We start from the raw sequence: 19,850 nt of genomic DNA on the forward strand, positions 1-19,850 counted from the left end.
TTGTAGGTTCTCGCCGGCCATGGCGTGTCGATCTTGTTGACCTGGGCGTTCTCGGTTCTGGTACAGCCACCTGTCCGAAGTTCCTCATCGCGGCAGGAGAGGACGGCGCTGGCAGACTGGCAAACGGCCGTCGCATTCAGTCTGGCTCTTCGGGTGGGGCAAGATGCGTGGTGTGGTGGCGTTCGTCAGGCTCTGTGTAGCCACTCATCGAGGTCGGTGTAGTCGGCCTCAGTGAGGCCCAGTCGTGGGTCGACGCGGTGCAGTAGCGCTGATGCCTCATGGCAGGTGTACACCCAGTGTCGGTCTACGTCGGTGATCTCGTCGTCGACCCAGGCGAACGGCCGTCCCGCTGCCCAGTTGACGAGGGCTCGGGTTTTCCAGTGCAGTCCGTCGCGCTCGTCCTGCTCGTCGAGGTCGGATGGCTCCGGCCAGTCCACCACCGGCAACGGTGGAAGGCCAAGTCGCGGCGAGAGGCATTCGTTGGCGTCGGAGGTCCAAGTCGTGGCCCAGACCAGGTCGCAGGGCAACGCGGCTAGCCGGGGCCCGTGACCGGGATTGACCCTGGCCAGGAGCGGGTTCGAACCGGCTGCGGGTGAGTCGAGGTGGGACCGGTAGGTCGGGTAGTGCTTTGGAGGGGCGCCGAAGGGGATGAGCGGCCCGTCGACGTCGAGGAAGAGCAGAGGTAGTTGTCCGGTGCCTGTCACGACCGCACGATAGCTGCTGATCAGGCTGCGCCAAGCCAGATGATGAAATTACGAATTCGACTCGTGGTCGCAATCAAGAGATTCGGTGGCTCTGCCCGCAGATTCCCGAAGCGGCCTTGCGTAACTCGATATCTCGGCTTCAAGTCAAGGGGCGTCGGTGTGCGCTTCGAGGTTCCTGGCCGACACGTCGGCGGGTATGGGGAGGTCCAGTGCGCGGGCGAGGGCTGCGATGACCGGGACAGCGTGGCGGGGCAGGTTCTGGTCGGCCCAGACGGCTGCCAGCGCGAGGAAGCCGACAAGATCGTGCTCGGCTCCGGCTAGGAGACGCCGTAAATCAGCGCCAGGCAACTCGATCACCGGACTGTCGTTCAGCTCAGCGTCGACGGTCAGCCGGACAGTCTCGCCGTGGCGTTCGGCGCAAGGATCGGGATCGTGCCCGAACCCGACCTGCCCGTTGCCATCGAGGACCGCGTGCCACTCGCGCCAATCCTCCAGACCGTTGCAGCAGCCCGGCAAAAACGCCACGCCCGTGACGCTGTCTGTCACCCGCAAGCCGCCAGCCGCGAAGAGCGTGTCAAAGGTGAGCAGGCCGTGCAGGAACGACCCCAGCGGGTCGGCGGGGCGGGGCGGGCGGCCGTCGTCCTCAGGGTCAATGTCGTTGCAGCCGGCGATGCGCATCACCGCTGTCCCGACCTCCAGGGGCGTGAGCTCGCCGCTGAGCGCCAGATAGCCGAACGATTCGACCTCGCCGACAGGCCAGAGGGCAAAGCCATCTATCGCGTGAACCTCCAAGACAGGCTGCATCGTGATCACCCAGGAAGGGTCGCGCAACCCGACCCGTCCTGCCTCCCAATTACGTTATGCGCCTCGCTTCCTGTCATACCTGAACTGATCTTGGCACGTGCGCGCCTCGCTCGGAACGCGCGCCTCGTGGCATGTGCGGATGGTCGAGCACTCGTTGGCTCCACGGCCTGGCCGTCCGGGGCGAGAGGGTGGTTGCGGTCTCTGCGAATGCTTGTCCATCGGTGCGGTTCTGTTCGTTTTCCGGCTGGCTTGTCCGTTGAGCGGGGCTGGACCAGTTTCGCCATGTGTGCTGCGCTGATCCGCTCGGGGAACAAAATGGGGACATGGCCAGCTGCCCGGCTCCGCTGGGTCGCTCCTGACTCCCGTTGGCCCAGCCCCCGCCTCCGGGAGTTGACTCCGGGCGGCGACCTGCCGCCCAGAGTCAGGTTTGCGTCGCGGTGCAGGGTTTGCGGCCGTAGGCCTCGCGGAGACCAACCACAAAGCGGCAGCGGGTCAGCGATCGTCGCACCGCAAGGTCCGGTAGGGCGAGCAGCCGTAGGCGGTGCGGTAGTGGCAAGCGAAGCGGCCTGGGTGGAAGAAGCCCCACCGGGCGGCGATTTCGGTGACGGTGACCCCGGAGGCGGGGTCGACGGACAGTAGTTCCTGGCGCGCGTGGTGGAGGCGGACTTCACGGAGGTAGCCCATGGGGGTGGTGCCGCGGTGGCGGCGGAAGGCGTATTGCAGCGCACGGATGGTGACGTGCGCGGCCGCCGCGATATCGGCGACGCTGATCTCCAGATGTGCGTGGTCATCGATGAACGCCATGGCACGCCGCAGGGTGGCGGGGTGGGCGTCGTGGCGGTCCTCGATGGTGGGGTCGATCAGCGCGGTGTTGGGAAAGGTCCTCAACACTGTGGCCGCCAGCAACTGGGGTGCGGTCGAGGCGACCAACGCGGCGCCCCGGATCGTCGGGTCGGAGACGACGTGGTCGCGCAGAAAGGCGATGGTGCGCATCAGGTGCTGGCCAGCGGCCGGGGAGATCGGCCGGTAGCCGGTCAACCGCACCGGGTGCTCGGTACGGCCGGGCACGGTCGCGGCCACCTGACACAACAAGGACGGCTCCAGCACGGTGTGGCTGTAGCGCGTATGACGGACTTGGGCGGCGAAAGGCCGATCGGGCTGCTCGATCAGGAACACCTCACCCGGGCCATAGCCGTTCTGCACACCCCCGGATTCCACGCGAACCGTGCCGGATTCCACCCCGACCAGGTCGACGCTGCCCAACGGGGCACCGACGGCATCCGTCCCGAATCCCCAGTCGACCAGATCCAGGCTGATCGACCCCAACGGATTCCGGATGATCCGCAGCAGGTGCTGCTCTTCGGCGCGGGTCCTGAACCGCAGCGTCGTGTAGGCCGCGCTGACGAATTCCTCGATCTCGTCCAAGTCGTCGCTTTCGAAAGCCAGTCCCATGATGTTCCCTCGCTCTCCTCAACGGAGGTTTGTGGATCAGGTCTCCGTGGGGCTGGCGGCAGTAGCCCCACCGGTACAGGGCACAGAACCGTGCCCGGGCGGCGAATCCCCAGCGACGGACGATCTCCGCGACACTGTCCGCGCTGCTGCGGTCGGCGGCCTGCAGGTCCTGATAGGCGCGATCCAGCCGCACCCGGCGCAGGTAGCCCATCGGCCTGGTGCCGTAGACGCGGGACAGGTGCCCCCCGCCTGGTCGTGGTCGGTGGTCTCGAACAGCACATGCTGGGGTGATGTGGGTGAGGCGACCATCGTCAACTCCTGGGCGCGACTGAACATCGGCGACGTGGGGGGTCCGGCCGCTGCCTCGGCGAGTTTTCTCCTACTGCCAGGGAAATGCAGCGACCAGAAGTCACGTTTCATGCGGATGGAGCACAGATCCCGGCGAAAGTCCCTACGGGTCACGTGGGGCACCGGGCTCGCTCACCCGTCGGCATGAGCGTGGGTACATCCGTGCACGGTTGCGGCTCCCTACCACGGCGCAAGGTGGTCGCCACACCCCGATCGACTCGGGCTACCGGTCGCACAGGGCTTTCCGCCCGGCTTCCGTCAGGAAGGCAACGACGCGCCTCTGACGCTGGAGCCGACGAGGACAACTCGCACCTGGCGAAGAGGCCGTGGTTCGCCTCCACCCGCTCGCACCCGATCTTTGCCACAAGTCGCGCCGGGTCTGCGGCTGTCGATGTTCGAGGGTGCCGGCTGGTCGGCCTAGCCGATGTCGTGGAGGTTGCACCTCCAGTCCCGTGACTGGGCACGCTCATCGGCATGTGTGTGCGCTAGGTCGTTCGGCAGACTCGCGGTAGGAGCGGACGTTCGTACTGCTGGCGCGGTAACGCCGATGGGCGAGTGTTCGCAGGGTAGTGGACTGGGTGTTGTGCATGCTACGCACTGAGTGACGGACTTGGCCACGCAGAGCGACTCGCCGTGACCGACCACCACCGAAACGTACCCGTCGCTGTGATTACCGCTGGCAGGACCGGAGCTAGTCGACGTTTAGCTCTGGGTCGGACAGGATGTCGTCGACCTCGAGGGTTTGGCTGATCAGTAGTAGCTGCATGCGCTTGCGATCACGCCAGTTCGGCAAGTTGAGTTGGAACTCCACGGGATCGGGGTTTGAGAACTGGACCTTCAGGCCGAGGTTCCGCACGCCATCGGCCTTCTCCGGAATCTGGAGGAGGATCACCGAGAAGCCGTCCTCCGAGGTCTGCAACGCAATCACGGCCAGCCGCCATGATGGATGGCTGGCCGCGGTGAGGAAATGACCGAGGGCCTGGCTGTAGTGGTAAAGGTGCTCCGCCAGGCTGCCGCCGTTCTTCCACGGGTCCAGAAACGTTGTTCTGAGGTGGATGATGAGCGGACTGCACTTGCGTACGAAGTCCAGGAGGGGCACGTCGGGATGGTCAGCGCGCAGGAGACGAACCAGCGCGAGCAGACTCGCGCGGGATCGCTCAGCTGTTTGCGCGCCGCTGCCGTGCGTGCTGTCGATCACGAGTGCCCTGGTGATGGCTGGCACGGTGACTTGGTCGTTGACGATTCTGATTAGGTAGTGGTCCCGCAACGTGCGCAAGGCCGAGCGCGCCAACATTCGCACGTGGACGATGTTGGTGTCCTGAAGACCTCGGTAGTCGGCGATGGCCTGTACTACGAACGCGGTGGGAATGGGGCTCGGGTCAAGGTACACCAGCATTTCCAGCATCGCGCGAGCGTCCTGGCTGAGACGATCGATCGCCGTCCGGTACACGCTCGGCAGCGACGGAAACCCTGCCGCCGCATCGAGAAGCCCAGTGACGGTGCGACGCAGACCGCGGCGGAACTCGCTCACGTCGGCTTGGTCCTCGGCAACCAAGGCGGCGGCGACGAGCAAAGCCAACGGGTGGTGCCCGAGGTCGTCAGCGAGGGACGCCGCGTCCTCGGGCGTGATGGCTGGCAAAACCAGTGACAGCAAAGCAGCGGACTCGGCCGGCGCCATTTCGCCGACTTCGATGTGGTCGATGCCGCGGAGGCGGTGGGTGGTGGTCAGCACGACTGTCGTGTCGGTCTTGGTCGCGGTCAGGAACTGAGCGAGCTCAATGTCCCCAGCGTCCTCGATCACCACGAACCGGGGGCTGCTTGGTGACAGCACCAGCTCTCGGAGCGAATGCCTCGGCACGTGATAGTTGATGTTCTGCACGGCGAGCCGGTCCAACTCGGCGATGATCGACTGCTGAAGCGCCTCCTGACTCGAACCGAGGAGTCGCACGACCGACGAACCAGGAGCCCGATACTCATCGGTGAGTCGCCGTGCCAGCGTCCGCTTACCGACGCTCGGCGGGCCCGCAAAGGCGATCACCGGCGAATGGGACCTGAGCAGCTCCCGGAATCGGTTCTCCAGTTGCGGACGGGGCACGAACGGCTCCTGCTCGGCCGGGGCGGCAACGAGCACGTACCGGTGTTTCTCGACGAGACTGAGAATCGCTTCTGCCACGTCGCCGAGGCGCTGATGCCTCGCGTGTGGCTTGCGGTAGGAACCGTAGGCAATGCCTAGTTTCAGTGCCGCTTGCGTCTCACGCTTGGTAACGTTGCCCTTGTCGATGTGCGTACCTGAGGCGCCGAACGCGACGAGCAACGCGTTTTGCTCGGCTTTCGAGTAGCGGTTAGTGATCGCTTCGGAGGCGATGGCATCCCGCAGCAGCGCACTGACCACCTGGCTGGGGCGCCGCTGGGCAGCGGCGGCGAGGTTCGCGGTGTGCACCAGTTGCAGCAGCGCGGCGACGTTGGCGTCATCGTCGCCCAGGTTGGACGCGCCGACCTTCCGCACATGTTCGAGCACCCCGACGACGTCGTTCAGTCGCACGCTCACTCCGTTCACGAACTGAGCAGGATCCGCTCAGGAAGGCGGTGTTTCCGTTGACAGCCTTGGACATGAGCCGGCTCGTCCTTGTCCGCCCAGCACCAGGAGACGCACATGACCAGCACCAATCCTCGACGTGGCAGCCGATGGACCCGCCTTGTCCTCATAGCCGCGGCCGTCCGCGGCATCTGCGCTGGCGTGGCTCGCGCCGTCGCCGAGTATTTGATCGATCTGTTCTGACAGAGGGGGCCGGGGGATCGCCTAGCGACGATTCTCCCGGCCCTCCGTCCCACTGTCGCTCCCACCTTAGACGGGGTTAACACTGTTTCGGAGGTTCACCCGAACGGCGGCACCCGCCTGCGGTCCCTTTTGAACCTCGTACAGCGAAAGTGGCGGGCTTGTCCACGCCTTCTCACCGAACAAACTGTAGGACCGCGCAACTCGTCGCTCGCTCCGCTGACGTCCGCTTCTCGGCATGAGCGGACGCGAGCGAGGTGACCAGCGGCCTGATCGGATCATTGTCGCGTCACGATCGAAGCCGTTGTGCCCGTATGGACTTGGGAGGCAGGTGCGATACCTGACCGCGCTAGCGAGTTCGGGCTGAGGACAGCAAGGTCACGGCGATGGCGATGCTGGATGCGCCGGATTTCGACAACTGCGTTCTATGCTATCGCGCTTTTGATTCTCTCCCGCAGGGGGTTAAGGTCGCCGCCGTTAGCTGCATTCAAGGCCTTGAAGAGAGAATCACTCTCAATTATTATAGCTCGCGACACGGGGCGCTCTAGAATTTCACGAGAAGCCTGGTCAAGTAGAACAAATCCCATTCGACCATTTCTGTCCAAAAATGGATGGATTTCCAGGAATTTGTAATAGAACTCCGCAAGTGCCGTGATCTTTTCGTCTGCGCTTGCGTGCGGCACATGTTCATAGCCATCGCGCCATGAGCTGGTCCATGCGGCAAGGGCGGCGGGGAGATCGCCCGGAATTGGAGGCACGTGCACGGTCTCACCATTGCCATTGGCAACTGTAACCGAAACCTTTCGCAGTGCACCTCGAACGCTCTGCGGAAGAGACGGTATCTCGACAGCGACCCGATGCATCCAGCAGATTGTTGGGATATCCAGGTGGGCTGTCGGAGCTCCGTCGAAATGAAGGGCCATCGGCGATGGGTCCAAGGTGGACGACAAAACTTGCTGGAGGTCCAGGGAGATCGAACGCGTTCGCTGCAGGATGCGATCGGTACCCTGCAGTAGTTGGCTCAACGTGGCTCGACATCTCCCGCGCGAGCTCCGGCTCGGCGCGGGCGTTCGCCAGTCCGCTCGAAGCGCTGTGGAACCGTCCCGAATAGACGAATCCGTGTCCGGCCGGGTGCGCGAACTCATGGGGCTCAACCTGTTGCGTCAGCGGCTGAGCCCCGATTTCGTCTCCGACGCCACGAAATGGCCGTCGAAGACGGGCACGCTGCTGAACCTGCGGCACGAAGTCGGTGTCGTCGAACACGCCGACGGCGGGATCTTCGCCGTCGCCGCGCTGACCGAGTCCCGCGTGCCCGCCGCGGTCCAGCCGGAGGCCGAAGTGCTGATGGCCCGCGTGGCCAAAACGCTGCGGGATCATCTGCGCGCGGCGTGACCACGCCCCTGCAGGATCCCGAGCCCGTGCCCGGCCTGCATCCGTGACCGGAGATTCGACGGCCCGCCAGGCCCGGCGCCCGCGGTGACGAGATCCTGACATGTCGGGAATCCGACCTCTTTCGGCCGTGTACGGAAGGTGATCACCGGTCTTTACTTCACGTACGGACGTCGGGGGCTCCTGTCGAAAGGGAACATGGTGATCAGTAGTACGAGAAAGACGCGGCCGGCGCGGCGAGGTCGCTCGCGCACCACAGTGGTGGCGCTGGCTGGCGCCTTCCTGGCCTCGGGCCTGGTGCTGGCTCCGGCGGCGGGTGCGGCTCCCGCGGCCAAGGCCGAGCCGGACACCGCGGCGCTCGCCGGCGCGCTGGCCGACCAGGCCGTGGCCTGGGGCGAGTGCTCGTTCCCCTCGGTCGCGCCGGCGACGGAAGCGGAGCTGAAGAAGGTCAAGGGCCTCGCCTGCGCCACCGTCCAGGTGCCGCGCGACTGGCACAACCCGCAGGACGGCAACACCATCGGCGTCCGCGTCTCCAAGACGGCGACCGCCTATCCCGGCACCGGCAGGCAGGGCATCGCACTGGTCAACCCCGGCGGACCCGGCGGCGAGGGCCTCCCGTGGGGTGCCGCGATGGCGATGCGCAGCCCCGTGCTGGCCTCGCAGTACGACTTCGTCGGTTTCGATCCGCGCGGTGTCGGCCAGAGCACCCCGCTGACCTGTAGCTACACCGTCCCGGACAGCACGGATCAGAACGTGATCAGCCGGGCGAAGGTCGAGGGCTGCCTGAAGAACCCGCTGACGTGTCGGCGAACAAGCCGGCCAGCTTCTTGTGCAACACAGCTCCTTCCTGGGCATCGAGGATCTCAAGACAGCGCTGACAGCGTGGGCGGAGAACCATGAGTGCCGGACCGCGAACCAGATGCCAGACCTCGCCGTGGCTCTCTTCCGCAACACCGCGCATCTGGGTACGGCTCAGCCGCCGGCGTTCGCTTCATTCCTCGCCCGTGTCCAGTCTCTGGCTGAGGAAGGCGACACCCTCTACCGGTACCCGGCCTTGGAGACCGTCTTGCGAGCCGAGGGCCACATTTCGTAGTGCTGCGGCCTGCCCGAACAGTGGTGCGGCGTGAAGCGGTCAGCTGGGCCAAGGGCGACCCCGAGTTGTAGACCACCGAAACCTATCTGCCCCGGCCAGAACAGGACCTGAGGTCCTTACCGTTCATCCATGTCCACTGAGTGCCAGCGTCAGCGGAGGTGCGGCTACGCCGACGTGGATGCGAAGCCGTATTCGCGCAGCACGCGCCCGTTCTGCGCGTCGTTCCAGGCTGGGGCCAGGAACTCGAGTGCGTCGGCGGGCATGGCGTTGGGATCGGTCCAGACGAGCTCGGTGCACTTGTGCGGCTCGCGGATTTGCGGGGTGCCTTTCCATGTGCGGGTGGTGTAGAAGATGTCCATCCGGGGTTCCTGGGACATGCGGAACCAGGTGGCGCCGGGGGTCAGGTCGGCGGCGCGGAGTTCGATGCCGAGTTCTTCGCCGAGTTCGCGGATCGCGCACTCGGTCGGGGTCTCGCCGAGGTCGACGTGGCCGGCCGGGAGCCCGAGCTGCCCGTCGGCGTAGCCGGAGCCGGCGCGCCGCATCAGCAGCACTTTCTGTTCCGCTAGTTCGTGCCCGCGATCGATTTCCTGGATGAGGAAGACGTGCACGGCGAGGGGGTAGCGGTCGTGTTTGGTGTCGAACACGTACTGCGGGGCGGCCATGGGTCTCCTCAGCTGGCGGATGCGGTGGCGAGGGCTTGCGGCTGGATGTCGCGTGATCCGTCGACGTAGACGGTAATGCCCTTGCAGCCGAGCTCGAACGCGGTGGCGTAGGTGTCGTACACGTCAATCGGCCGCGCCGTGGCGGGCAGATTCACGGTCTTGGACACCGCTTCGTCGACGCAGGCCTGCACCGCTGCGGCCATCGCCAGGTGCCCTGCCGGCCGGATCTGTGTCGCGGTCGCCAGCACCGCGCGCAGCCGCTGCGGCAGTGCCGGGTCGGCCGGAAGCCGTCCGTGCGTGTCGACGAAACCGAGCAAATCGGTCCGGCCTGCGGTTTTCAGTGCCGCCACGACTCCCGCGCGTTGCTGACCGGGCAGGTCGTCCGAGAGCCGGAACAGGGGCTCGATCCCGGTCGAGGCCCGTACCACCGGCGCCGAGCGGCCTGTGGGCGGCACCGCGATGGTGGAGGAGTTCCGCAGCAGCCCGGTGGTGGCGATCTCGTGGGCGAGGGCGGCCCAGTCGCCACGGGTCACGCTGTCGACCTCCAGATCGGTGAACCGGCGCAGAAACCGCGGGTCGGCGTAGCGGGACCGGCCACCGGCCACGGCCGGGCAGCCACCGCGGGTTCGGGCCAGCTCGACCGAGGCGAGCTTGGAGGTGTAGTTGACCAGCGCCAGCACCTCCTGCGCCAGGCGCCGTCCTTCGGCGCTGTCGTAGGGGAGCCCGGCCGCGAGCAGCAGGTCCGCCAGGCCGCACACCCCGACACCGATCTTGCGTTTGGCGCCCATCACCCGCGCCGACAGCGGTGACGGGTAGTGCGCCAGGCTGGCCTCGATCGCGTCGTCCAGCGCTCGCACGAGGACGCGGGTGGTGTCGGCAAGGGCGCCGAGGTCGACCGGCACGGTGGCGTCGCCGGTGTGGAAGCGGCCGAGGTTGAGATAGTCGAACTGGCAGGTCTCCCCGGCGACCAGACCGACCTCCGCGCATGGCGCGGTCGAGACGTACGCGCCGATCTCGGGCGTGGGATTGTCCTGGTTCATCCTGTCGGCGAACAGCAGCCCGGGATCGGCGCAGGCGTGCGCGGCTTCGGCCGCGGCGATCAGGAGATCGTGCTCCCGCCCGGCACCGTCGAGCGCGGCGCGCATCTGCGTGTCGGTGACGTGCAGCGAGATGTTGAACTTCCATGCCTCGCCGCGCGCGTCCGCGCCGACCTTGCAGCCGATGAACCCCGCGGCGGCCGGGTGATCGAGCGAGAGGATGGCCATGTTCCCGACCGGCCGGTCCTCGTGCCCGGAGTTCGCGCCGGTGACGGCGATGTCGTTGAGATAGCGCAGCACCCCGACGGGGTCGTCCAGCTCGTCGAGGGCGAACCCGGTGCCCATCCCGGCCCGGTGGTAGCCGTCCACGATGGTCTTGACGCTGGCGAGGTCGCCGCGCAGGTCCACTGGCGGCACCGCGCAGGCGGCCAGAGGCCGGTCGGCGTAGCTCCCGGCGTTGGTCATGATCGGGGTGGAGAACACGATCCGTTCGGTGTCGCACGCCCAGCCGAGCCGCTCGGCGAACGCGGCCGCCCCGTCGGGGTCGAACCGGGCGTCGGCGTGCTCGAGCGCGGCGACGATGCGGGTGATCATGTCCTGTGCGGTTTCGTGGTCGGAGATGATCCGGCCGGACCGCAGATAGGCCTCCAGTTGTGGGCTGGTGGGGAACGTCGACTGATACATCGCGGAAAGCCCTCCTCGGGTGCGGCTGCTCAGGCCTCTGTCACACAACCGCCGCCGGTCACCGGCGGGCAGGGGGCTGTGCGGCTTCCGCGCGTGGTGTGCATGTCATGCACATCCATTTGACCCGGCGAAAAATCGGTTACGGTGAGACCGCTGAGGTGGACATTCCCGGGAGGAGTCCGATGCCCTCGACCGCGCACCGCGGGGTCGTCGCGGCCCTGACACGCCAGCAGCACACGCCCGGCGAGATCGTGCGGTGCGGCTACTCCCGCAGCCAGGTCTCCCGCTGGGAAACCGGCAGCACCCCGCTGCGTGACGTCGAAACCCTGCGCGCCCTCGCCCGAGCACTGTTCCTGCCGGTGCAGGTCTTCGGGCTCGCTCTCGACCACTCCACCGGGGTGTCCACCCGGCCCGGCGCCACTGCAGCCCCTAGGGTGAGCGGCGATCCGATGCCGGTGTGGGAGGAGTACGACCCGATGCGTCGTCGCACGTTGCTCGCGGGGATGGGCGCCCTCGCCGGCAGCGCGGTCCTCGGCACCGCCGGACGCAACCCGGCAGCAGCCTCAGCGGGCGACCCGATCTCGGTGCTGGAGCGAGCGCTACTGGCCCCGCCGCTGACCACGGGCGCCCCGGCGGAAGTGGCCCAGCTCCGGCAGGCCGTGGCCGTCGCCCGGTCCGTGTTCGCCGAGGGCCGCTACGGCGAGGTCGCCACGCGGCTGCCAGACCTGATCGCCGCCGCGACGGCCACCCGCGCCGATCCGCGCCCCGGCGACACCGCCACCGCGGCGCACGCCCAGCTCGCCGAGCTCTACACCCTAAGCACCGACCTCGCGATCAAAACCGGCCGCGACCGGCTCGCCTGGACCGTCGCCGACCGCGCGTCGCAGGCCGCCGACGCCAGCGGTGATCTACTGACCCAGGCCACCGCGCGCCGGGTCTGGGCGATCGTGCTGCGCCGCGCCGGGCACGCCGACACCGCCCAGCAAATGGTGATCGACACCGCGCTCGCCCTCCAGCCCGACCTGCGCACACCCGATCAGCTGTCGGTGTACGGGTCGCTGATGGAAACCGCCGCCTACACCGCCGCCGCGGACGGCGACCGCGACACCGCCCGAACGTTCATCGCCGAAGCCGTCGACGCCGCCACCCGGCTCGGAGCCGACGCCGACCACCGCTACACCAGCTTCGGGCCCACCGGCGTCGGGCTCTACCAGCTCAGCATCGCCCGCGTCCTGGGCGACTCCGGCACCGCGATCGAGCACGCCCGCCGTATCACCCCGGCCAGCATCCCCAGCACCGAACGCCGCGCCCGCTACTGGGTCGACGTCGCCCGCGCCTATCACCAGTGGGGCAAACCCGAACACTGCTACCGCGCGCTGCTCGCCGCCGAACATGCCTCGCCCGACGAGGTCCGCTACCGCAAACCGACCACGACAATGACCGCCACCCTGCTGAGCCACCCCACCGCCAACCAGCTGCCGGGCCTGCACGACTTCGCCCGGCGCACCGGCACCGCGACCTGACAGGCCGGAAACACCGTTACTGGGACAGTCTCGCGCGAACAAGCTGCGTGGGACTTTTCGTCGTCTGGGTTCAGGTTGATGGCGTCTCCAGCCGAGCATCTCCGAGGAGCGCCCACGCGTGAGCTGGCGTTGTTGCCGAGGCGGGACTTCGTGGTCTTCGGTCTCGACTATTTGCCGCGTGCATGTTGCGGCATGCGGCGACACCAACAGAGAGCCGAACCGGGAAGCTCAATGACACTGTCCGCCACGCGGGGCTGGCGGTGACGCGACACCGGACGTTGAGCTCTTGCAGTCGGGTGGGTGCTGGTCGCCCAGGCGGCGCGTAACCGGCGCAGATGATGGTAGAGCGGGAGCCGTGCAGTATCTGGCGCACTGGCGAGGCCGCCGAAGCCCTGGACGATCTCGGTAATCCAGCGTTCCAGCACAATGGGCCGTTCGTCGCGTGTTGGCAGGGCGCCGTTGGTCATACTTCACATCTCGTACTCACAATGATCGCTCGCCTGGTGCTATTCCGGCTTTACGACCGGCGCCTACCGGTGGGCTGCTCGTTTGACAAAGTGGTGTCAGCTCAACATTCTGGGTGTTGAGTGCGTCGTTGCCCCACGGCGCAGCCTATGCCTCCCCCAGGCAGTTGCCTGTTCTGATGGTGGAGGTGCGTGATGCAGGCCGATGTCAGCGGCGACGATTCTCGAATGTGTTTTCGTGTGGCTGCGTTGGCGGTTCAAGCCGTCTGGCCCTCGTCCTGGGGTTGTTAGATGACCGTGCAGCTAGCTGAGCAGGTGATCAACGCTCTCGCGATCCCTTCGGGCGAGACTGAGAACGCGGTCGTTCGTCGACCGTTGCCGCTCGCGGCCTTGGTGCGGGAGTCCGGGGATTCGTCGGTTTCCTACAGCATGGCGCGTGTCGATGCGTCGGGAACGGTTCCGGCGAGGTCGGCACGGGAGGTGTTGTCGTGGGCGCCGGGAGATCGCATCGTGTACCGCAGCGAGTCCGGTGTCCTCGTGGCGTATCCCGCGGCCGACGGATTGCACGCACTGCCGCGGAAGGCCACTATCGTGATTCCCGCGCCCCTGCGCCGTTCCCATGGGATCGTCGCGTCCCAGCAACTACTGCTGTGTGCGTTGCCCGCACATGCCGCGTTGGTGGTCTATCCGCTCGGGGCGCTGAATCGGATGGTCGAGTTGTTCCACGCCGCGCCGGGATCCGGTCCAGATTCTGAGACCGGGTAGCCGAACGTGAGAGTCTGCCCCGCATAAGGCGCGCCTGGTGCGTTGGCAGTGACCGTTGACGTGCAGGCATGACCGTGCCGGGCGGACACAGACGTGGCGTTACGTCTGTGTCCGCCCCTGTGCAGCGGTCAGTCGGGCTTGGCTACTGGTGCGGGCGCTGGCGTCAGGTTTCGGCTGTCGGGCCGTGCGGCGAGGGGATGAGGCTCCCCGGTGAGTGCCGCGAGCGCGGTGGCGACGTCGTGGATGTCGGCCTCGACGTAGCCGGCGGTGATGTTGTCGCGGGAATCGCTGTGCCCGGCGTAGGCACGGGCGACGGCGAAACCGAAGTTACGCTTAACCCAGGTCAGGGTGGTGTGACGCAGCCAGTGCGCGCTGATCTGCTGCGCGTAGGCCCAGGGCAGCCGGCGCCCCACGCGTATCCAGATGTTGTCGTAGCGCCGGTCGGTGATGGGCTGGCCGTTGGCGTAGCGCAGCAGGTGCGCGTCACGGTCACCGTGTCCGCGGGTTTCCGCGTGCCGGAGCAGCTCGCGCATCAGGGTGGGCGATACCGGCTGCCAGCGCGCCGTCTCGCCTTTCTCCCGCAAGTAGACCAGGCACTGTTCCTCGTCGAGATCGCGCGGCCGCAGGGCGATCGCGCCGCCTCGCCGACAGGCGATTTCCTCATGCAGGCGCATGATGAGCGAATCGAGTTCAGGGTCGTTGCCTGAAGTGGCGACAGCCGTGTTGACCTCGTCGAGCCGATCGTCGGGCAGTGCCCGACGAGTCGAGGGGAGGCGGCGTGGCTTGGTGACCCGCCGGGCGGGGTTGTTCCGCTCGTCGATCAGGTCGTCGTCCTGGGCATGCCGGTACAGGCATCGGATGGCGGCGACGAAGTTCTCCGCCGCGTTGCGGCCACCGCGGGAGTTGCGGCGGACCACGGCGGTGGCCTTGGCGCGTTCGGCCTCCGCCCGGATGTCGCTGGCGCTGACCTGGTCCAGCGGACGGTCCTCCCACACTGCACGGGCCTTCTTCCAGTAGGACCCGTAGGAGCGGGCGGTGCCCGGGGACACCATCTCGCTCACGGTGTCGATCCACTGGCCGACGGTCGGCATCGGTCGCGCCGGTGCGGCCGGGGTGGTGACGAGCAGATCGGCGGGGGAGACGCCCATCTTGGTCAGCAGCAGCCGCGCGGCCTCGATCTCGGCCGGGCTGGCGGTTGCGGGGTCGGCGGCCATCACTGATCACCCCCGCTCAGGCGGGCGTGGAACAGTTGAAGCATCCGCTCCACCGAGGCGGGGGAGTGCACGACCAGGACGTCCTGGGACGGGTCCGCGGCGACCAGCACGCGGGCGCCCGCGTGCAGGAAACATCGTGCGCGGACCGCCGCGGGGATCACGACATACGGTTTCGCCGTCATCGCCACTGAACCGTCGGGACGACGCTGGAACACCGCCGACGTCTCCAGGACGGTGACCAGGAGCGTGTCACCGCATGTCCACCCCAGGAGATCGACCGAATCGCGGTTCTGCACCCGGCCTGACGCGTCGACCCGTGCCATACCGACATACGGCGCGGAGGACGACGGCGGGATGGGCAGCGGCGCCAAGGCCGGCGCCAGCGGCGGCGATGGAGTGCCTGAGGCCAGGCGGGGCGAACGGCGAGCGTTCCGCAAGGACAAGCCCGGGACGGGGCTGCTCATGACATGCCTCCCCTGTACGGACGTTCAGGGGAGGAACCAGTGGACAGGTCCAGCCTAGCCCAACCAGAAAAACCCGGACCGCTCCAGTGACCTGGTGCGACCGGGTTGTTACTCTGTGGTTCGGGAGATTTCCCGTGCAAGTGTGTCCGAGGGGCGAGTTGCTCACTATCCACACGCTTTTGGTTGAAGTAGTGATCGGTAGTTGAGTGTGTCTGTAGCCGGCGAGTGAGTACTTCCATGTCAGAAAGACCAAACTAGCTCCTGACCAGGAGTTCCTCAGGTTCTGCAGGCCTTCGTCTCCCGTTTCTCCTGGTTATGGGCTTTCGCGCCGTCAGCGCTCGACGGGTTCGGGACGGTTGAGCTCGTCCGCGAGCCCTTCGACGGGCTTGGTGAGGTATGGGTCGCGCTCGATCCACCGTTTTCCTTCTGCGGCGATGCCTTCCAGGATGTGCAGGGTGTGGGTGAACCCGGTGACGTCGAGGTTCATCTGTGCGACCACGTGCGGGCTCTCGTCGGGGGCGGTCTGGTCGCCGGTGGGGTCGGTGATGTGGATGCCGCGAGGTTCGCCGTTCGTGAGGGTGAGTTGGAGGTCGCAGCTGAGGTCGGTCGGTGTCGCTACGTAGACCGAGGAGACGGCGTCGAAGCGGAAGTTGTTGCGTTCGATGTCGGTGAAGGTCAGGTGCTCGAAGTCGATCGAGGTGCCCAGTTCACGTACGCCGTCGAGGGTGATGAGGAAGAGGCGGATGTCGTACTTCGCGTATCGTCGCGGGCCACCGCGGACGCGCGCGTGTTTGCTGTCCTTGACCGGTGTCTGAAGGACTGCGTGGGTGAGCACGTCACGCCAAGCGAGACGGTAGTGGTGCAGTGCCCGTTCGACGACGATCGTCTTGTCGGCGGTCAGCCACGTTTCCATTTCGGTTTCCGATGGTCGGAGCGCGTCCAGTTTTTCTTTCCAGCGCTGATACTCGCCCTCGCGGGCCTGATGCACCTGCTCGCGTTCGAGCTGGTCTTCCGCAACTCGTCGGCGTTCGCTGATGATGTCCGACCAGCCGCGGAGTGCGTACGCCGCTCCGAGGAGCAGGACGAGAGTCGCGGCCACGGTTGCCAGGAGCTCGGTTTCGAGCGCCGCCGAGACGGCGTAGTAGGCGAGGCCGAGAAAGGCCATTGTGGACAGTGTGCAGACGATCTTCGTGGAGACGGCGACCTGGTACCTTTCGCGGTACGCGAACAGCTCACCCTTGTGCCACTTGTCGCGCACATCTCGCGCGAGGAAGCGGACGAGCCACTTGACCCGGCCGGCGGGGATCCTGCTTTCGCGGTAGAGATCGACGATCTCGTTGCGTAACCACGATCGGATACCGGCGGTTGTCCTCGTCCAGTGCGTGCGATCCATGCCCTTGGGTGGGTACCGATTGAAGTAGTACTCGAATTGCCGGGTCACGCTGGCGGCAAAGCCCTGGTCCGAGGTTTCTGTGGTTCCGCTCCGGCCCGCGTATCGCCGTTCGTGCTCGGCGAGGCGTCCGCTGAGGTAGTGCCATTGGAGTCCGCTCCGGATCGCGAAGCACGCTAGGGCGAGCGCGGCCAGATACGCCACTATCGGCAGCGGTTGTGCGGTCAGGATGACCGCTTTGGCCAGGTAGCCTGCTCCGAGGGCTGCCGCTACTGTGGCGAATCCGGCTCGGACGCGATCGCGTGTCGTGCTCGTGGCGGGTGTCGGCTGTCGGGTTCGCGGGCCGATCGGGGATGGCTCGAAGTAGGCCCAGACGCGGTTCTGCCGGTCGTGGCTTGTGCGTGTTTCTTTCGCGTTTCGACGGATGTCCGCCCAGAACCGGTCTTTCAGGCCGCCGGTGAGTATTAGGTCCAGGTGGTGGATGACCTGCCCACGTTGTGGTGACGGCAGGCTGGCCAGCTGAGTGAGCGCGTGCTCGGGGTCTTTGTCGGTGCCGATGAGGTAGTCGAGCAGGTCGTGTACTGCCGAGAGCGAGCGCGTCCACTCGTCGCTTGGGAGGTCGGCGCACCAGTGTATTTCGGATGCCAGGCGCTGTCGTTCTTCCGGGGTGAGATCGCGGTAGGAGCGTTTGCTGAGCATCGCGAGTACCCAGTGGAACCTGACTTCGGCGTTGTCGTATCCGTGGGCGCGTGCTTCATCGATGAGTTTGCGAGCGCGGGTCGGGACGCCGTCCTGCAGATACGCGATGCCGACCTTGTACTTTTCCTCGGGTGGAGCGTCGGGTAGGACCTGATAGACCGTCGAATTGTGGATTTCACCGGCCTGCATCCCGACCGTCGAGCCGGTTTCAGCTGTGAACGTGGACTGATTCGGTGGGATCACAGGAACCCCTTTGCCGCGGCCACGAGCGCGGCGATTTTCGCCGCGGGACCGACAAGTTCCGCGATCAGCCCGCCGAGCCGCTTGAGTGCCAGCACAAAGGTCTTTCGGCCCTCTGGCGTGTCGGACGCGATCGCCTTGTCAGCGATGTCGAGCTGGCAACGAGCATCTTCGTAGGTGTCGTCGTCGAGCTGTCCGCGCGAGTGCTCCCGTTCGAGATCGCGGCGCAGGCGCGACAACTCGGTCGCGAAATCCGGGGCGCCCTCGGAACGGGAGGAGACGTTCTGCACGACGGTGCTTCCGGTGATGGTCCCGGCCTGCATCCCGATCGTGCCGGTCCCACTGATGTGGACAGTACGCGGCCCGCCCGAGGCGTTCGAGTTCCGCATGGTGGCGTGTTCCCCTTCCTTGAGTAGCTCGGTGGCGAGGTGGGTCGCGAACGCCGCGGCGTTCGCGGCGGCCCGTGGTTGCCAGTTCCGGTCCGCGGCGGAATTCTTCGTTCCGTCGGCCTGGTCACTGATGCCACGTACGATTGCGACATGGGCGCCGTTGAGGTGACCGGCCTGCGCGACGCCCGCGGCTTCCATCTCGATCGCGAGCGCGTCGTTGAAGTGGTCGCGAATCCATCGCGCCTCGGCGGAAATGGTCGAGTTCTGCACGATCTCACCGGCGGCGATGAGGCCGAAATGGGCGTTCGTGCCGTCGGGAACGTCCTGCGTCCAGTCGCCGGCGCGTGCGACGTGCTGCGCGATCTGGGCCACCTCGTGCGAGGTTTCCCACGTCCTGGGGCGCGCCTTGAGGCCGTCGTCCTCGCTGGTGCCTCCGTGGTAGGCGTAGACGTGAGTCGCGAAGACGACGTCGCCGAGCGGGGTGCCCCACAGGGCACCGGCGACACCGACGAACATGAGCGCGGTCGGGGAGAAGTGCGAGATGGCGCGTTCGGCCAGTACCGCGGCCGAGTGGTTGCCTTTGCCGGTGAGGGCAAGGGCGACGCGGCAGGATGTGCCGCGAACCGTGCCGATCTCGAAGCGAGTGCCGCGGTCGTGCCGGTGCGGTTGCAGGTTCTCGAGCCGGTTCCGGACCGCCTCGTACTCTGGGTTCAAGGCGGTCAGCATCACCACCAGGTCGTCGGTCATGGGTTCCCCTCTCGTGTCGTCGCCGTGGTGGGTCGTACCAGCGGCGGGTGAAGTGTCGTGCGATCACCGGCCTTGAACAGCCGGGCGGGACGGCCTTTGCCGGTGCGGCGTTCGGCGCCGGCGGGCACGATGAAGCCGGTGACGGCCTGGACCTTCCGGTAGAAGTTCCGCAGATCGAGCGGGCAGCCCCACACGGCCTCGTAGACCTGCTGCAGTTCGTTGATGGTGAACGTCTCCTGGCAGAAAGCCGTTGCCAGCGCCGAGTGTTCGAGCTTGGATCGCGCTCGCTCCAAGCCATCACCGAGGATCTCGGCGTGGTCGAACGCCAGCCGAACCCGCCCGCGCAGGATGTCCGGCACCGGCGTCCACGCCGCGCGGGCTGCGTCAGTGCCCGCCAGTGGTTCCGGGAGACCGGGAGCGATGGCCAGGTACGCCACCGAGATGACACGGCCGCGGGGATCGCGGTCTGGGGTTCCATAGGCACCCAATTGCTCCAAGTGCAGTTGTGACGCATCAAGATTCGCCTCTTCCCATAGCTCGCGATGGGCTGCGGCGAGTACGTCCTCCCGGTCGTTGTCCAAGAAACCGCCCGGCAGCGCCCAAGCGCCCTGGAAAGGCTCGATGCCCCGTTCGACGAGCAACACGTGGAGCACCGACTCGCGCAAGGTGAAGATCACCAGGTCCACGGCCAGCAGCACCGGCGGGGGAGTCCAGTCGTCATCCGGCATGTCCCTGACCGTACTTACTGTCAGATAGACAGTAAATATGGCGTTCGGGTGGTCTGTGAACGGAAGCGTGTCGAGAGGCTCTGTGGAGGTGGTGTTCGCGTCCGCCGGCGCGAGTCGTGGTCCGCCTCCATCACGGGTCTCCGTGATCTCGTGCGAGCGATCGTGATGTTCGTCGACTGGGGAGTGCCTGCTGAAACCGACGGTTCCGCTTTGAGTTGGGAGACTGGGCAGGAAAGGCGTCGTTAGATGTCCATCGGCCGCTCCTGGCAGACCTGCAG

Annotated in this window: 16 protein-coding genes and 2 pseudogenes; 5 read left to right on the forward strand and 13 right to left on the reverse strand. The window is 66.6% G+C overall.

Annotated features, from left to right (window positions below):
- Positions 1-185 precede the first annotated feature (185 nt).
- The 5 genes and pseudogenes from AC069I_RS27560 to AC069I_RS27580 all read right to left on the reverse strand — a co-directional run bounded on the left by AC069I_RS27560 (position 186) and on the right by AC069I_RS27580 (position 5,850).
- On the reverse strand, positions 186-704 hold the full coding sequence (locus tag AC069I_RS27560; protein WP_478266692.1) for an HAD domain-containing protein: 519 nt from the start codon (positions 702-704) through the stop codon (positions 186-188).
- A 144-nt stretch (positions 705-848) separates the two neighbouring features.
- On the reverse strand, positions 849-1,508 hold the full coding sequence (locus tag AC069I_RS27565; protein ID WP_478266819.1) for a hypothetical protein: 660 nt from the start codon (positions 1,506-1,508) through the stop codon (positions 849-851).
- Between the two features lie 492 nt (positions 1,509-2,000).
- Entirely contained in the window at positions 2,001-2,960 is a 960-nt protein-coding gene (locus AC069I_RS27570) for a helix-turn-helix transcriptional regulator (RefSeq protein WP_478266693.1), read from the reverse strand.
- An 82-nt stretch (positions 2,961-3,042) separates the two neighbouring features.
- Positions 3,043-3,252, reverse strand: a pseudogene (locus tag AC069I_RS27575) (helix-turn-helix domain-containing protein); the annotation flags it as partial.
- Positions 3,253-3,999: 747 nt separating this feature from the next.
- A complete protein-coding gene (locus AC069I_RS27580) occupies positions 4,000-5,850 on the reverse strand; it encodes a P-loop NTPase family protein (RefSeq protein WP_478266694.1) in 1,851 nt (616 codons plus the stop codon).
- 111 nt (positions 5,851-5,961) lie between these two features.
- Here AC069I_RS27580 and AC069I_RS27585 point away from each other — a divergent pair, with 111 nt between their 5' ends.
- Positions 5,962-6,087, forward strand: a complete 126-nt coding sequence (locus AC069I_RS27585) for a hypothetical protein (RefSeq protein WP_478266695.1) — start codon at positions 5,962-5,964, stop codon at positions 6,085-6,087.
- Between the two features lie 422 nt (positions 6,088-6,509).
- Here AC069I_RS27585 and AC069I_RS27590 read toward each other — a convergent pair whose 3' ends face one another.
- Entirely contained in the window at positions 6,510-7,007 is a 498-nt protein-coding gene (locus AC069I_RS27590) for a Fic family protein (RefSeq protein ID WP_478266696.1), read from the reverse strand.
- Positions 7,008-7,114: 107 nt separating this feature from the next.
- Between AC069I_RS27590 and AC069I_RS27595 the strand changes: the two are divergent.
- A pseudogene (locus AC069I_RS27595) lies at positions 7,115-7,476 on the forward strand (serine hydrolase); the annotation flags it as partial.
- A gap of 195 nt (positions 7,477-7,671) precedes the next feature.
- The gene (locus tag AC069I_RS27600; protein WP_478266697.1) at positions 7,672-8,373 is read left to right on the forward strand and encodes a hypothetical protein; all 702 of its coding nucleotides are present in this window, start codon (positions 7,672-7,674) and stop codon (positions 8,371-8,373) included.
- A gap of 357 nt (positions 8,374-8,730) precedes the next feature.
- On the opposite strand, the gene AC069I_RS27605 is transcribed toward AC069I_RS27600, so the two are convergent.
- Positions 8,731-9,228 carry an NUDIX domain-containing protein gene (locus AC069I_RS27605; RefSeq protein ID WP_478266698.1) on the reverse strand — a complete coding sequence of 166 codons (498 nt, stop codon included), beginning with the start codon at positions 9,226-9,228 and terminating at the stop codon, positions 8,731-8,733.
- Between the two features lie 8 nt (positions 9,229-9,236).
- Positions 9,237-10,949 (reverse strand): hypothetical protein, encoded by a 1,713-nt coding sequence (locus tag AC069I_RS27610; protein WP_478266699.1) that lies wholly within the window; start codon positions 10,947-10,949, stop codon positions 9,237-9,239.
- A 182-nt stretch (positions 10,950-11,131) separates the two neighbouring features.
- Between AC069I_RS27610 and AC069I_RS27615 the strand changes: the two genes are divergently transcribed.
- Positions 11,132-12,472, forward strand: a complete 1,341-nt coding sequence (locus AC069I_RS27615) for a helix-turn-helix domain-containing protein (RefSeq protein WP_478266700.1) — start codon at positions 11,132-11,134, stop codon at positions 12,470-12,472.
- Positions 12,473-13,227: 755 nt separating this feature from the next.
- Positions 13,228-13,701, forward strand: coding sequence for a hypothetical protein (locus AC069I_RS27620; protein ID WP_478266701.1), 474 nt, complete (start codon positions 13,228-13,230; stop codon positions 13,699-13,701).
- Positions 13,702-13,829: 128 nt separating this feature from the next.
- On the opposite strand, the gene AC069I_RS27625 is transcribed toward AC069I_RS27620, so the two are convergent.
- The 5 genes from AC069I_RS27625 to AC069I_RS27645 all read right to left on the reverse strand — a co-directional run bounded on the left by AC069I_RS27625 (position 13,830) and on the right by AC069I_RS27645 (position 19,572).
- Positions 13,830-14,915: a tyrosine-type recombinase/integrase gene (locus tag AC069I_RS27625; protein ID WP_478266702.1), complete on the reverse strand. Its 1,086-nt coding sequence runs from the start codon at positions 14,913-14,915 to the stop codon at positions 13,830-13,832.
- Positions 14,915-15,379, reverse strand: coding sequence for a hypothetical protein (locus tag AC069I_RS27630; protein WP_478266703.1), 465 nt, complete (start codon positions 15,377-15,379; stop codon positions 14,915-14,917). Before AC069I_RS27630 ends, AC069I_RS27625 begins: the two co-directional genes overlap by 1 nt.
- A gap of 331 nt (positions 15,380-15,710) precedes the next feature.
- Complete coding sequence (locus AC069I_RS27635; protein ID WP_478266704.1) at positions 15,711-17,711, reverse strand: hypothetical protein; 2,001 nt, start codon at positions 17,709-17,711, stop codon at positions 15,711-15,713.
- Complete coding sequence (locus AC069I_RS27640; protein ID WP_478266705.1) at positions 17,708-18,844, reverse strand: 5'-methylthioadenosine/S-adenosylhomocysteine nucleosidase family protein; 1,137 nt, start codon at positions 18,842-18,844, stop codon at positions 17,708-17,710. The genes AC069I_RS27635 and AC069I_RS27640 overlap by 4 nt, the downstream gene beginning before the upstream one ends.
- Complete coding sequence (locus AC069I_RS27645) at positions 18,841-19,572, reverse strand: NUDIX hydrolase (protein ID WP_478266706.1); 732 nt, start codon at positions 19,570-19,572, stop codon at positions 18,841-18,843. The genes AC069I_RS27640 and AC069I_RS27645 overlap by 4 nt, the downstream gene beginning before the upstream one ends.
- Positions 19,573-19,850: the final 278 nt, after the last annotated feature.

The organism is Amycolatopsis sp. NPDC043885, assembly GCF_056435685.1.